Source organism: Paraburkholderia solisilvae (genome assembly GCF_902859875.1).
Classification (GTDB): domain Bacteria; phylum Pseudomonadota; class Gammaproteobacteria; order Burkholderiales; family Burkholderiaceae; genus Paraburkholderia; species Paraburkholderia solisilvae.
On the sequence record NZ_CADIKF010000049.1, the window covers coordinates 22240 to 35831 of the forward strand.

The following is a 13592-nucleotide window of genomic DNA, read 5'->3' on the forward strand; positions in this document are numbered from 1 at the left end:
CCCTGCACAGAAATCGATAACATGCCGCAAAGTCGCCCACCAGCTCCATTTGCCGCTACCGCAACCGCGCGACTCACCCCCTATCCAGCGCTCGTCGATGCACTCGCCACCGCAATCACCGACTACACAGCGCAACGCATCTCGAGCCCCGAACGGCTCGTAGTCCCCCTGAACGAAGATGCCGTACTGCTATCGATGCCGGCCACCGCGCCGGACCTCGCCATTCACAAGCTGGTGAACGTATGCCCGCGCAACCGGGAGCGCGGCTTGCCGACCATTCATGGCCAGGTGATGGCGATCGAACCCAATACGGGAGAGACGCTGTTCATCCTCGATGGCCCGACCGTGACCGGCCGCCGCACTGCCGCGATGACCATGCTCGGCGTGCGCACGCTAAGCCGCGCGGCGCTGCGCGACGTGCTGCTGATCGGCACCGGCGCGCAGGCGGCAAACCATCTGGACGCGATCGCCGAGCTGTATCCGGATGCGCTCATACGCGTGCGAGGCAGTGCGCCGGCGCGCGCTCAGGCGTTTTGCGACGAGCATGCGGCGAAGGTGCGCCGCATGCAGCCGCTCACAGACGACGCAGTACCCGACTCAGTTGATCTGGTAATCGCATTGACGACCAGCCGCACACCCGTCTACGACGAAGCACCCCGCGCGGGGCGGCTTGTAGTCGGCGTCGGCGCATTCAGACCGGATATGGCGGAGATCGGCGCGTGCACGCTGCACGGCAGCACAGTGTTTGTCGACGATCCGGCCGGCGCGAAGCATGAGGCAGGGGATTTGATCCAGGCGGGAGTGGATTGGGCAAAAGTATCGGGCCTTGCCGCAGCGCTCAACGCAGCGCCAACCACCGCCAACTACGACGCCATCGCACGAGTCTTCAAGACCGTCGGCTGCGCCGCATGGGATCTCGCCGCGGGCCGTGTCGCGCGCAGTGTGTTGAACGCAGGCTAACGCCTGCTTGTGAGTCCCGAAACCAAAAACGGGCGGCGAAAAGCGCGTACGGTAGAAACCCGCGACTCCGCCTGCACATCTGCGCACGACCGTTCACTATCCAGGCCCCACCGCCCCCCACGTGCAAACAACCCGAAAACGTTGCACCATAGGCGTCTCGCGAAAAACGCTGCGGCAAAGTGCCGAACCCCGGCCGGGTCGGGTCCGCCTGAGTCCCGAGCGGCCTTCTCCGGCATCGCGCTTTTCTAGCAATCCAGTTTCCCGACCGCCGCTTCTTTACCTTGGTGCACCTGCGCTATGACGACCTCCACCGCTCCCGCTACCCCCGACCTCCCGCTCGACATGATCATCTTCGGCGGCGCCGGCGACCTGTCCGCCCGCAAGCTGCTGCCCGCGCTCTTCATGGCGCATTCGCACGGCAATCTGCCTGCCGACACGCGTATTCTCGCGATCGGCCGCCGCGACTGGACGCGCGAACAGTACGTAGGCTGGATGGAAGAGCACTCGAAGCCGTTTATCGAGCGCAAGGCGCTCGACGCGGGCGCGTGGGACCGGTTCCTCGCACTCTTCGAGTACGTACGCATCAATGTCGATCAGGCCGATGACTACGCGCGCCTCAGTCAGGCCTCGCGTCCGGATGCGCAGCGCATCTTCTATCTCGCGACGTCGCCCGATCTGTTCACCACGATCTGCGACAACCTGTCGTCGCATGCGCTCGTCGACGCGAACTCGCGCGTCGTGCTCGAAAAACCGCTCGGCCACGATCTCGCATCGGCGCAGGCGATCAACAACGCGGTCGGCAAGCATTTCGCCGAGCCGCAGATCTACCGGATCGACCACTACCTCGGCAAAGAAACGGTGCAGAACCTGATGGTGCTGCGCTTCGGTAACGCGATCTTCGGCCCGCTATGGCAGGCGCCGAACATCCGCAGCGTGCAGATCACGGTTGCGGAGACGGTCGGCGTCGGCAGCCGCGCGGGCTTTTACGATCAGACCGGGGCGATGCGCGACATGGTGCAGAACCACCTGTTGCAGCTGCTGTGCATCGTCGCGATGGAACCGCCCGTGTCCCTCGACCCGGACGCGGTGCGCGATGAAAAACTGAAAGTGCTGCGCTCGCTGCGCCCGATGACCGCCGAAGATATTTCACGCGATACGGTGCGCGGCCAGTACACGTCCGGCGCGGTCGGCGGCGAGCCGGTGAAGGGCTACCTCGAAGAAGACAACGTGCCGCAGGACAGCCACGCCGAAACCTTCGTCGCGCTGCGCGCGCATATCAACAACTGGCGCTGGGCGCATGTGCCGTTCTTCCTGCGCACCGGCAAGCGGATGGGCAAGAAGCTGTCGGAGATCGTGATCGAGTTTGCGGACCTGCCGTTCTCGATCATGCCGAACAGCCCGTGCGGCCCGCGCAATTGCGGCAACCGGCTGGTCATCCAGCTGCAGCCGGCCGAGTCGATCCAGTTGCAGATGCTCGCGAAGGAGCCGGGTAGCGGCATGCGCACCTTGCCGGTCAACCTGAACCTCGATCTCGAGCAGGCGTTCAGCGGCCGCCGCGCGGAAGCGTACGAGCGTCTGCTGATCGACGTCGTGCGCGGGCGTCTCACGCACTTCATGCGCCGTGATGAACTGGAAGCCGCATGGGCATGGGCCGATCCGATCATCGAAGGCTGGAAGCGCGCCGGCGACCGGCCGCGGCCGTACACGGCCGGCACGTTCGGGCCGGGCGCATCGACCGCGTTGATGGCGCGGGAGAATATGGTATGGTCGGAAGAGTCGTGATGAGCAAGTGAAAAAAGGCCGAGCCACGCTCAGGCTCGGCCGATCGGATATCTAACCCATCTCTAACCCGTCACACACGCGCTATCACGCCGTATGCAACCCCCCACGCATCAACTCCCGCACCCGCGACAAATCCGCCTCGACGTGCCCAGCCTTCTCGAACAGCTCCGCGAGCCAGTCGACGAACGCGCGCACGCGCGGTGACACACGCCGCCCCTTCACATACGCAATGGAGACGGTGGTCGGCAGCGGCTGCCACTGCGGCAGCACTTCGCGCAGCATCCCGGAATCGAGCCACGGCTGCGCGGCGATCCGTGCCGGCTGAATCAGCCCGAGGCCCTGCAATCCGCAGGTCAAACACGCCTGTTCGTCGTTCACATTGACGAACCCGTCGACCTTCACCGCGAGCGGGTCGCCGTCCACGTCGAAATCGAAGCTGGCCGCGCGTTCGCTGTGCCGCGCGGTGCAGTTCACCGCGACGTGCCGCGCGAGGTCGTCGAGGCTCTCCGGCATGCCGAAGCGTTCGAGGTACGCCGGGCTCGCGCACGTCACATGTTCGAGCGTGCCGAGCCGCCGCGCGGCGAGGCCGGAGTCGGGCAACTCGCCGAGCTGGATGCTGCAATCGACCGCTTCGCCGACCAGATCCACCGTGCGGTGGCTGACGCCGATCGACAGTTCGATGTTCGGAAAGTGCGCATGGAAATCGTCGAGCGCGGGCAGCACGAACGCGGTCGCGACCGCGCCGGGCATCTCGACGCGCAGCCGCCCGCTCGGGTTCGCGTGGGTCTGCTGCAGGCTCGCTTCCATTTCGTCGATATCGGCGAGAATCTGCGCGCAGCGCTCGTAGTACGCGGCGCCTTCGGGCGTGAGACTCAGACGCCGCGTCGTGCGGATCAACAACGCGGTGCCGAGCAACGCCTCAAGGTTTTGCACGATCGTCGTCGCGCTTGCACGCGGAATGTTCAGCGACTCCGCGGCGCGCGTGAAGCTGTTCGTATCGACGATCCGGATAAAAGTGCGCATGGCTTGAATACGGTCAATCACGGGCTTCTCCAATGAGAAACAAAATAAACATGCAGCAACGACGAGCGGCCGGTGCGCCATTCCTGTCGGAAAGGCGCACCGGCACTGCGGGGCGAAACTCGGGTTGTGCCGCTGAACTGCGCGCGGCCGTTAATGGGCGAAGGTAGCGAAAATGCGCGTGCTGCCGCCCGTCGTGGTCATGTGGATTCCTGCAAAAGAGACCTCGCGGCTGCCGCCTTTAATGGCGGCAACGGCTTGCACGTTCGCGTCGGCAGTGTTCCGGCATCGGCATATGAGCGGGCGTCGCACGGACGCGATCAGCACGGCAGACACTGAATGACGCGGGTGACGTGAAGTAAAGGGTCTCTCGCCAGGGTTCCCATATTACGGAGCACGGCTTGCCCAGGGAATACCTGAATGTCTTGAAGGTTTGCCTTTTTCTCTCGCCGTCACACGCCGCAGCGCATTTGGTGCTAGATTTCAAGCCTTATTCTGTGCCGCACGAGAGGTATGCTGAACATTTCGTGTGATCTCCGCGCACTTTCAACGCTGTTTCCGCACTGTTTTCGCTCAGGTATCGCGATGACCTTTCTTCCCGATCTCCCCGTTCTGCCCGCATCGCGCGACCTGCCGGTCGCCGGCGAGACGGCCCGTGCGGTCAGCCGCGCGCAGCGTCACATGGTCGATCTGTTCGACCGGCTCGCGCCGACCGACGGCTTCACGTATTCGTGCGTGCACGGCGTCAAGCTGCTGCGCGCAAGCCGGCCGATGCCGCGCCATCCGGTGATGTACGATCCGTCCATCGTAATCGTCTGCCAGGGGCGCAAACGCGGCTTTTTCGGCGGCCGCTCGTTCGTCTACGACGCGCAGCAGTATCTGGTGCTGTCAGTGCCGCTGCCGCTCGAATGCGAAACCGAGGCGAGCATGGCTGAGCCGTTCCTCGGCATCTCGATCGACGTCGATCTGACGATGGTCGCCGAACTGCTGATGCTGCTCGAAGGCAGCAGCAACGACACGCACGACGAGCCGCGCGGCATCTATTCGACGCCGCTCGACCCGACGCTGTGCGATGCGGTCGAGCGCCTGCTCGAAGCGCTCGCGGCGCCGCTCGATGCGCGGGTGCTCGCGCCGTCGATCGTCCGCGAGATCTGCTATCGCGTGCTGACCGGCGTGCAGGGCCACGCGATTCGCGCGGCGCTCACGCATCAGCAGCACTTCGGCCGCATTGCGAAGGCGCTGCGACGCATTCATAGCGACTACGGCAATGCGCTCGACGTCGATACGCTCGCACGCGAAGCGGGCATGAGCCTCGCGGTGTTTCACGCGCAGTTCAAGAGCGTCACGTCCACCTCGCCGATGCAATACGTGAAGACGACGCGGCTCCATCAGGCACGGCTGCTGATGGTGCAGGACGGGTTGAATGCGGGAGCCGCGGCGGCGCGTGTCGGTTATGAAAGCGCGTCGCAGTTCAGCCGCGAGTTCAAGCGCTTCTTCGGCCTTACGCCGACTGACGAGTTGCGGCGCGTACGCAACGCGCTCGAAGCGCCGCCGGTGAGCATCGCACCGCCGCCGCGGCATCTCGCCGACGCGCGCTGAATCCGGCCCATGCGCATGCGGCGTGCGCGCACGCATGCCGCACACACCCACGCCGCCCGGCGAAAAAGCGGGTAATCGCCATACCCGCATCGCCGCTTGACGGGTTGAGCCCGCACGCCTTTCGTACAATGGTCCTCGCAATCCTTGACGCAGAGAGAAGGAGAGAGGGACAGCGTACCGGCGCGTCCCGCCGGCAACGTGTCACAGCGGCGAAAGCGCCGCGGCTCGGCTCGCGCAAGCGCCGCGCGACTATACTGCATGCTCCCATGCTCTTTGAAGACAGGAGGTGCACGATGGTCAAACTGGCGCTGTATGTCCGCCTGGAAGCGAAGCCCGGCAAGGAGAAGGACGTCGAGCAGTTTCTGCGCGGCGGCTTGCCGCTCGTCGACGCGGAGCCGGGTACGATCGCGTGGTTCGGTGTGCGGCTCGGCCCGTCCACGTTCGCGATTTTCGATGCTTTCAACGACGAAGCGGGCCGCGACGCGCATCTGTCCGGCAAGGTGGCCGCCGCGCTGATGGAGAAGGCCGGCGAGCTGCTGGCCGAGCCGCCGAAGATCGAAAAGATCGATGTGCTCGCGGCGAAACTGCCGCGCTAGGCCGCGCTAGCAGCACAAACCAGCGCGAGAGCGCGCCTCGCGAGTCAGGCATCCCGCGTTCGGGCGTCCTCGCTCGCGTAGATGGCGCGCTTATCTTCGTACATCATCAGATCCGCGCGCTGCACGCCTGCTTCGAGGCGCTCGCCGCGCTGCACGGTTGCCGCGCCCATCGAAAAACTGAGCGGCGAGCCCGGATAGAACTGGTTGTTCAATTCGACCAGCTTGCGCACCGTATCGATCATCGCGAGGCCGCCGCGCTCGTCGGCGCCCGGCAACAGAATCGCAAATTCGTCGCCGCCGATGCGCGCGGCGACGAACGGCGTTTCCATCGCCTTTGCGAGCACTTCGCCGGCGCGCCGCAGCAGCGCGTCGCCGGCCGCGTGCCCCAACTGATCGTTGATGCGCTTTAACCCATTGAGGTCCGCCACCACCACGGTGACCGGGTACGGGCCTTTGCGTTCGAGCCGGTTCAATTCGTCGACATAGTACGAGCGATTGCGCAGCTTCGTCAGCACGTCGTGCTTGCCGAGATACTCGAGATACGCCTCGGCCTTCTTGCGGGCGGTGATATCGGTGAGCGCCACCAGCACGAGATCCCAATTCTGCTCGTGGCCCGGCAACACGGAAAACTGCAGATGCACGTGCACTTCGTTCGCGTCGAGCGAGTAGTTGAGCACTTCGCGTTGCTGAAACAGCTTGCCTTCCCACAGGTCGATCAGCTGCTCGCGAAAATGCGGACGCATGTCGTCGCGAAACACGTCGGGCAGACGCGCGAGCAACGTGTGTTTGTCAGGTGCGGCAAACATCTCGAGCGTGTGCTGGTTCACGTCGAGCACATGGATTTCCTGCATGCAGCGCTCGACAAACTCCGGATGCACGTCGGTAAACACGCGGAAATCGACGATGCCTTGCGCCCGCGCATCGTCGAGCAGCCGCTTGACCGCGCTAAAATCCTCGACCCACAACGAGACCGGCGAATGCTCGAAGAGCCCGCGCGCGTACTGTTCGGCGTGCGCAATGCGCAGGCGCGTGCGCTCGAGTTCAGTGATGTCTTCGACGGATACCAGCACGCGGTCCCACTGCGCCCCGTGGCCGGGCAGCACCTGGCCTTTGAGCAGAACGTCGAGGCGCCGGCCGCCGAGCGTGTAGTTGACAGTCTGGCTCGTGAAGTGGGTTTGTCCGGACCAGAGCTGACACAGCTCTTCGAGGTGCGTGATCAGCATGTCGTCGCGGAACACGGCGGCGAGATTGCTGGTGAGTTCGCCGCAGTCGGTCGCTTCGAATAGCGCCAGCGTCTTGCGGTTGACCTTGATCACGCGAATACGGCTCGCGCATTCGGCCACCCGCGGTGGATGGGCTTGCAGGAACGTGCGCAGATCGGTTACGCCTTGTGCGCGCCACTCGTCGAACAGCGCGCGCACGCCGCTGAAATCTTCGAGCCACAGCGACACGGGGGCGAGCTCGAACATATCGGCATCGTCGCTCGGCGTGGCGTGGTCGTGTGGCGCGGGTTGGGCTGGGGCGGTATTCGGCATGGCGGCGTCGGAATGAACGAAGGCGCTATTTTAAGATGCGCCGGGCGCGCCAGAAAGCAGGGAAAGCGTGGGGCAGGGCGGGCGCGGCGGCGGCTCTACCGGCAAAGCCGGCTATTTCACGCACATTCGGGACACCGGAGCAACCGCTCCAACAAGGAAGGCCAACCATGACCATCGAACTGACCTTGCTCGCGTGGACGCTGGTCCTCGCGCTGATTCAGGTGCTGCTGCCCGCGCTGCTGCGCAACCGCGAAACTGGCATTCCCTACAACACGAGCGCGCGCGACGAGCCGGGCGCGCCGGTCGGCAAGATTACCGGCCGGCTGATGCGTGCGCAGGCCAACCTGTTCGAGACGCTGCCGGTTTTCGCCGCGGCGGTGCTGATCGCGCACGTCGCGGGCCGCGACGGCGCGCAAACGCAATGGGGCGCGTGGCTCTACCTGCTGGCGCGCATCGCGTACGTGCCGCTCTACGCGGCCGGCATTCCGTATCTGCGTTCGCTGCTGTGGGTCGTGTCGCTCGCGGGTATCCTGCTGATACTTTCCCGGCTGATCTGACGCCTGCCTTTCCCTGCAAGGAGCCACTCCACATGAACGACCCGCTGTCGACGATCGAAATCGAAACCGCGCCGAACCCCGAGTTCGCGGTGATCCTGATGCATGGCCTCGGCGCGGACGCGAACGATTTCGTGCCGCTGATTCCCGAACTGCGCCTGTCAGGCGCGCCCGGTGTGCGTTTTATCTTTCCGAACGCGCCCGAGATTCCGGTGACGGTGAACAACGGTTACGTGATGCGCGCGTGGTACGACATCCGGTCGTTTCAGGGCATTCACCGGGAGGTCGATGAAGCGGGCATCGACGCATCGTGCACGACCGTGCGGCAACTGATCGATGCGCAGAACGCGCGCGGCATCGCGACATCGAAGATTTTTCTCGCGGGTTTTTCGCAGGGCGGCGCGATGACGTACTCGGCCGGGCTCACGCACCCGCAGGCGCTGGCCGGCCTGATCGTGCTATCGGGCTATCTGCCGTCGCGGCCGTATATCGAGACCCGCGCGACCGATGCGAACCGTCACACGCCGGTCTTTGCCGCGCACGGCACGCAGGACGATGTGCTGCCGGTCAGCCTCGGCGAAACGGCACGCGACTTCGCGCGTGCGCACGGCAACGATGTCGAATGGCACGCGTATCCGATGCCGCATTCGGTGTGCGCGGAGGAGATCGCCGCGCTGCGCGCGTGGCTGGTGGCACGGCTCGCGTAGCGGGAAAGCGGCGAGCGAGGGACCGGCGGCGCGGCCTCCGGGTCGATGCCGGACGGCCGGAGAGGCCAAGGCCCCTGCGCAGGAAGCGTCAATTCATCTCGGCGTGAGCCGTCCGCGCCGCGCGCGCATCGTCGGCTTGCGCCGCCGGCTCGCCCGCCGGTTTGCGGCTCGCCATGTACTCGCGCGGCGTCATGCCGTAGCGTTCCTTGAACGCGCGGCTGAAGTGCGCCGCGCTGGCAAAGCCGCACTGATACGCGATCTCCTGAATCGGGCCCGGTGGCGAACCGGAGAGCAGTCGCGTCGCGTGCTCGAGGCGCAACGACCACGCGTAGCGCATCGGCGATAACCCGGCCGCCTTCAGCGCGCGCGTAAGGCAACTGGCGGAAATATTCAGCTCCGACGCGAGGCTCACCACGCTCAGCTCCGGGTCGCCGATGCGGCGCGCAATCGCCTGTTTCGCACGCAGCACGGTCATCACGTTCGCGCGGCCGGCAACCGGCGCATCGCGATCGCTGACGAGCACGTCCATCAGATCGAGGCACTGGTCGCCCAGCCGTGCCAGCAGCGCGTCGCTCACCTTGCCGGCCTGCGAGCTCAGATTGAGCACGCTGGCGCGGACCGCGCCGACATCCGCCGATGCCGGATCCGGACGGTAGACCGCCGCGAAACGGTGGCGCAGCCCGCGCTCGCGCAGCGCCGACTTCGGCACGCGCAGCACCGACAGGCGCGTCGGCTCGCAGAACGATTCGTTGAACGAATGCAGCGGGTCGATGACAGCCATCTCGCCCGGCTCGAACGTCATCGTCTGCCCGCGTTGTTCGATCGCCATCGCGCCGCTCAATACGACCTTCACGAACAGATGCTCGCCGTTCCAGTACCGCGCGCGATCGAAGATCGGCGAGACCGATTGCCACGCCAGTTCGACGTTGAGAATATCGGTCTGCCCGGCGCGGGCGACGTCCACTTTCGACGCGCCGGAGCGGCAGGTATCGAAGCGGCACGCAAGGCCGCGCATCGACATCGCTTCGACCCAGGCGTGGCGGCCGATCGGCGCGCCGTCCCAACTGTTTTCGTGATACCAGGTGTCCACGGCCGCACTTCTCCTATCGGAAACGAACGCGAAGTCTTCGCGCCGCTGGTGCCGCTTCGCGGCGGGTCGTCCGGCTGATGTGCCGTCAGGTCCGACAGGGACGGATGACGGCGTGCATTGACGCAATTTCTTCAGGAAGAACAATTGAGATGCCGAACTATTCCGTGTGCGGCAGATAAATTGCCGTGCGCGAGCAAGGATCTTCGCATAGTCAAGCCGGCGGACGCATACAGTCAACATTGCCTGCATACGGGCCGCTAGAGTCGTGTGGTACACCGCGCGCCATCGCGTGCGATCGCGTGCGGTATGACGTACCACCTCTCGCGCCGGGCCACGACCACGGCCCGCCGTCCGCGATATGTACCGGCCAGCAGCGGTGCAGAAGCGGTGCAGACGCGGTCCAAAAATGTGCAGGAGTGCCAGCACGATGAACCAACCCGACCCGACCGATCCCACCGCTGCGTCAGCCGCGGAGTTCGCCGATGCCGTGCGCGCAAATCAGCAGCAGCGCGCGTCGCAACTCGCGGGCACGTTCGACTATATCGTCTGCGGCGCCGGCACGTCCGGCACGGTCGTGGCCGCGCGGCTCGCCGCCGGCAGCAACACGCGCGTGCTGGTGCTCGAAGCGGGCGGCAGTGAAGACACGGACGCCGTGCACGATGCGCACCGCTGGCCGGAGGCGCTTGGCAGCGAACTCGACTGGGGCTTCGTCACGGTGCCGAGCCCGCTTCTGAACGGTCGTTCGATCCCTTATTCGATGGGCAAAGTGCTGGGCGGCGGATCGAGCATCAACGTGTCGGTCTGGTCGCGCGGTCATCGGGCGGACTGGGACGGCTACGCGGCGGCATCCGGCGAGCCCGCATGGCGTTACGAGTCGGTGCTCGACCTGTACCGCACCCGCATCGAACGCTGGGCCGGCGCGCCCGACCCGGCGTATCGCGGCACGCACGGCGCCGTGCATATACAGCCGCCGCCCAATCCGCATCCGTTCGCGTCCGCGGTGCTGGACGCGGCAGCATCGGTCGGCCTCACGCGTTATCCGAATGCGAACGGCCAGATGATGGAAGCCGACAACGGCTGCGCGCCGCTCGACGAAAACGTGCGCGATGGACGACGCCAGTCGGTTTTCCGCGCGTACCTGTATCCGCACATGGCGCAACCGAACGTGACGGTGCTGACCGGCGCGCTGGTGACGCGCATTCTGTTCGACGGGCTGCGCGCGACCGGCGTCGAATTCGTTCGCGACGGCGTTACGCATCGCGTCGAAGCCGCCTGCGAAGTCGTGCTGTCGCTGGGTGCGATCCACACGCCGAAGCTGCTGATGCAGTCCGGTATCGGCGATCCGGGCGAACTGCGCAACGCGAAGGTTGCGCTGCGACATGCGCTGTCTGGCGTCGGACGCAATCTGCACGATCACATCGCGTTCGGCTGCATCTGGGGCGCGCCCGACGGCTTGCCGCCCGTCCCGCCGCGCAGTCAGACATCGTGTTTCTGGGCGTCGCGCCCGGAGGAAAACGACGGCCCCGACATCTACGCCTATTCGCGCAGAGGAAGTGTGTCGGCGACCGTTCAGAACGCGCAACGCTTTGCGATTCCCGATTCCGCGTGGTCGCTCGTGCTCGGCATGCGTCCGCAAAGCCGCGGTACGGTCCGCCTGAGCGGGCCGAACCCGTCAGACCCGGTCGCGATCGACACGAATTATCTTGGCAATCCAGAAGATCTCGAACGGCTCCTCGCCGGCTTGCGCATGGCGCGCGAGATCGGGCAAGCCGCCGCGTTGCGGCCGTTCACGAAACAGGAAGCGATGCCCGGTCCGCTCGATGCAGCCGGACTCGAATCGTACTTTCGCGATGGCATCAGCACCTTCTGGCACCAGTCGGGCACCGCGAGGATGGGGCGCGACGCGCTGTCGGTCGTCGACGGCCGGCTGCGCGTGCATGGCATCGAGCGTTTGCGCATCGCCGATGCATCGATCCTGCCGCGCGTGACAGCCGGCAATACGATGGCGCCGTGTATCGTGATCGGCGAACAGGCAGCCGATTTTCTACGGCAGGACAACGCGTCCTGAACCCAGCCGTTAGCGAATCGCGAACACGCTGATGCGCGGCGCATGGACTGCCGCGCACGCCGCATAACGTGCCGCGCCACGCTTCGTTTCGACTCCAGACAAACCCGGATTGCTGCGTCAAAAGCGCCGCTGATATCGTGCGCAACGGACGAATGGAAGCGCTTCCATTCCAGATGGGTCAACCACCGTGTCAACGTCCCTGAAGTTCAACTTTTCCGGTTCACGTTTCCGACAGGAGTACCCGTGACTCACGACGCAGTTGAATCTACCGATACCGCACGCAGTGACTCCCGCGGTGACTCCCGCAGTGATGCGGGCAGCGACCCCTTCACGCCGGCCGCCGGCTCCGCGCTCTGGCGCAAGGACTTTCTGCTCGGCGCCGCGACCGCGTCGTATCAGATCGAAGGCGCGGTCGACGAGGACGGCCGCCTGCCGTCGATCTGGGACACCTTCTCGGCGACACCCGGCAAGGTGCTGCATGGCGATACGGGCGCAGTCGCCTGCGATCACTACCACCGCTGGGAAAGCGACATCGAGCTGCTCACGTCGCTGAATTTCGAAGCGTACCGGCTGTCGATTGCGTGGCCGCGCGTGATGGACGAAGCGGGGCGGCCGAACCGCAAGGGCCTCGATTTCTACAAGCGTCTGCTCGGCAAGCTGAAGGATAAAGGCCTGCAGACCTTCGTCACGCTTTATCACTGGGACTTGCCGCAGCATCTCGAAGACCGCGGCGGCTGGCTGAATCGCGAGACCGTCTATCGCTTTGCCGACTACGCGGATCTGATGAGCCGCGAACTGGCCGGTCACGTCGATGCATGGATGACGCTCAACGAGCCGTGGTGCTCGGCTTTCCTCGGCTACGGCAACGGCCACCATGCGCCGGGGCTCGCGAAGCTGCGTTACGCGACGCAGGCGATGCATCATCTGCTGCTGGCGCACGGCCATGCGCTGACGGCGTTGCGCGCGAACGATCCGGCCTCGAAAAAGGGCATTGTCGCGAACGTCGGCCGGGGCACCGGCAATACGTCGAGCGCCGCCGACACGCGCGCCGCGCATCTGTTCGAAGTGCAGCACAACGCGTGGATTCTCGACCCGCTGCTGAAAGGCGAGTATCCGGCGGACCTGTGGTCGCTCTGGCCGGGCGCCGAGCCGCTCGTGCTCGATGGCGATATGCAGACCATTCGTGCGCCGCTCGATTTTCTCGGCATCAACTATTACTTCCGCACCAACGTGCAGAGCGACGGCGCGCACGGTTATACCGAAGTGCCGCTCGACGGCGTGGAACGCACGCAGATGGGCTGGGAGGTATATCCCGACGGGCTGCGCGATCTGCTCGCCGGATTTCATCGCAACTATCCGGCGCTGCCGCCGATCTATATCACCGAAAACGGCATGGCGTCCGACGATCAGGTGAACGACGGCCGCGTCGACGACGCGCAGCGCATCGCGTTCCTCAAGCGCCATCTGGCGGCGGTCGATCAGGCCATTGCGCAAGGCGTCGACGTGCGCGGCTACTTCGTGTGGTCGCTGCTCGACAACTTCGAATGGGCGTTCGGTTATGAGCGCCGCTTCGGTGTCGTGCATGTCGACTATCGTACGCAACAGCGCACCGTCAAACGCAGTGCGCAACTGATCGCTCGATTCCTGCAGGAACGCGCCGCGCGCGCCTGATCCCGCGTCT

Annotated in this window: 11 protein-coding genes; 8 read left to right on the forward strand and 3 right to left on the reverse strand. The window is 65.3% G+C overall.

The window, feature by feature from the left end; all coding sequences use genetic code 11:
- Positions 1–21 precede the first annotated feature (21 nt).
- Positions 22–960: a bifunctional Delta(1)-pyrroline-2-carboxylate/Delta(1)-piperideine-2-carboxylate reductase gene (gene lhpI, locus HV675_RS24910; protein WP_175114120.1), complete on the forward strand. Its 939-nt coding sequence runs from the start codon at positions 22–24 to the stop codon at positions 958–960.
- A 297-nt stretch (positions 961–1257) separates the two neighbouring features.
- Positions 1258–2742: a glucose-6-phosphate dehydrogenase gene (gene zwf, locus HV675_RS24915; protein WP_175114121.1), complete on the forward strand. Its 1485-nt coding sequence runs from the start codon at positions 1258–1260 to the stop codon at positions 2740–2742.
- Between the two features lie 84 nt (positions 2743–2826).
- Here the strand turns inward: zwf and HV675_RS24920 are convergent, their stop codons facing one another.
- On the reverse strand, positions 2827–3786 hold the full coding sequence (locus HV675_RS24920; protein ID WP_175114122.1) for a LysR family transcriptional regulator: 960 nt from the start codon (positions 3784–3786) through the stop codon (positions 2827–2829).
- Between the two features lie 657 nt (positions 3787–4443).
- Here HV675_RS24920 and HV675_RS24925 point away from each other — a divergent pair.
- Together HV675_RS24925 and HV675_RS24930 are read left to right on the forward strand one after the other, a co-directional pair.
- On the forward strand, positions 4444–5361 hold the full coding sequence (locus tag HV675_RS24925; protein ID WP_175114145.1) for an AraC family transcriptional regulator: 918 nt from the start codon (positions 4444–4446) through the stop codon (positions 5359–5361).
- Positions 5362–5654: 293 nt separating this feature from the next.
- Positions 5655–5957, forward strand: coding sequence for a putative quinol monooxygenase (locus HV675_RS24930; protein ID WP_175114123.1), 303 nt, complete (start codon positions 5655–5657; stop codon positions 5955–5957).
- A gap of 44 nt (positions 5958–6001) precedes the next feature.
- On the opposite strand, the gene HV675_RS24935 is transcribed toward HV675_RS24930, so the two are convergent.
- Positions 6002–7492, reverse strand: coding sequence for a sensor domain-containing diguanylate cyclase (locus tag HV675_RS24935; RefSeq protein ID WP_175114124.1), 1491 nt, complete (start codon positions 7490–7492; stop codon positions 6002–6004).
- A 167-nt stretch (positions 7493–7659) separates the two neighbouring features.
- On the opposite strand from HV675_RS24935, the gene HV675_RS24940 reads away from it, so the two are divergent.
- Complete coding sequence (locus HV675_RS24940) at positions 7660–8049, forward strand: MAPEG family protein (protein WP_175114125.1); 390 nt, start codon at positions 7660–7662, stop codon at positions 8047–8049.
- 32 nt (positions 8050–8081) lie between these two features.
- Positions 8082–8753 carry an alpha/beta hydrolase gene (locus HV675_RS24945; RefSeq protein WP_175114126.1) on the forward strand — a complete coding sequence of 224 codons (672 nt, stop codon included), beginning with the start codon at positions 8082–8084 and terminating at the stop codon, positions 8751–8753.
- A gap of 88 nt (positions 8754–8841) precedes the next feature.
- Here the strand turns inward: HV675_RS24945 and HV675_RS24950 are convergent, their stop codons facing one another.
- Entirely contained in the window at positions 8842–9843 is a 1002-nt protein-coding gene (locus tag HV675_RS24950) for an AraC family transcriptional regulator (RefSeq protein WP_175114127.1), read from the reverse strand.
- Between the two features lie 427 nt (positions 9844–10270).
- Between HV675_RS24950 and HV675_RS24955 the strand changes: the two genes are divergently transcribed.
- Positions 10271–11911, forward strand: a complete 1641-nt coding sequence (locus HV675_RS24955) for a GMC family oxidoreductase (protein ID WP_175114128.1) — start codon at positions 10271–10273, stop codon at positions 11909–11911.
- A gap of 243 nt (positions 11912–12154) precedes the next feature.
- On the forward strand, positions 12155–13582 hold the full coding sequence (locus tag HV675_RS24960) for a GH1 family beta-glucosidase (RefSeq protein ID WP_175114129.1): 1428 nt from the start codon (positions 12155–12157) through the stop codon (positions 13580–13582).
- The last annotated feature ends 10 nt before the right edge of the window (positions 13583–13592 follow it).

Coding starts and splice junctions, on each gene's coding strand:
- lhpI (WP_175114120.1), top strand. CDS start 22: ATGCCGCAAAGTCGCCCACCAGCTCCATTTGCCGCTACCGCAACCGCG.
- zwf (WP_175114121.1), top strand. CDS start 1,258: ATGACGACCTCCACCGCTCCCGCTACCCCCGACCTCCCGCTCGACATG.
- HV675_RS24925 (WP_175114145.1), top strand. CDS start 4,444: ATGGTCGATCTGTTCGACCGGCTCGCGCCGACCGACGGCTTCACGTAT.
- HV675_RS24930 (WP_175114123.1), top strand. CDS start 5,655: ATGGTCAAACTGGCGCTGTATGTCCGCCTGGAAGCGAAGCCCGGCAAG.
- HV675_RS24935 (WP_175114124.1), bottom strand. CDS start 7,492: ATGCCGAATACCGCCCCAGCCCAACCCGCGCCACACGACCACGCCACG.
- HV675_RS24940 (WP_175114125.1), top strand. CDS start 7,660: ATGACCATCGAACTGACCTTGCTCGCGTGGACGCTGGTCCTCGCGCTG.
- HV675_RS24945 (WP_175114126.1), top strand. CDS start 8,082: ATGAACGACCCGCTGTCGACGATCGAAATCGAAACCGCGCCGAACCCC.
- HV675_RS24955 (WP_175114128.1), top strand. CDS start 10,271: ATGAACCAACCCGACCCGACCGATCCCACCGCTGCGTCAGCCGCGGAG.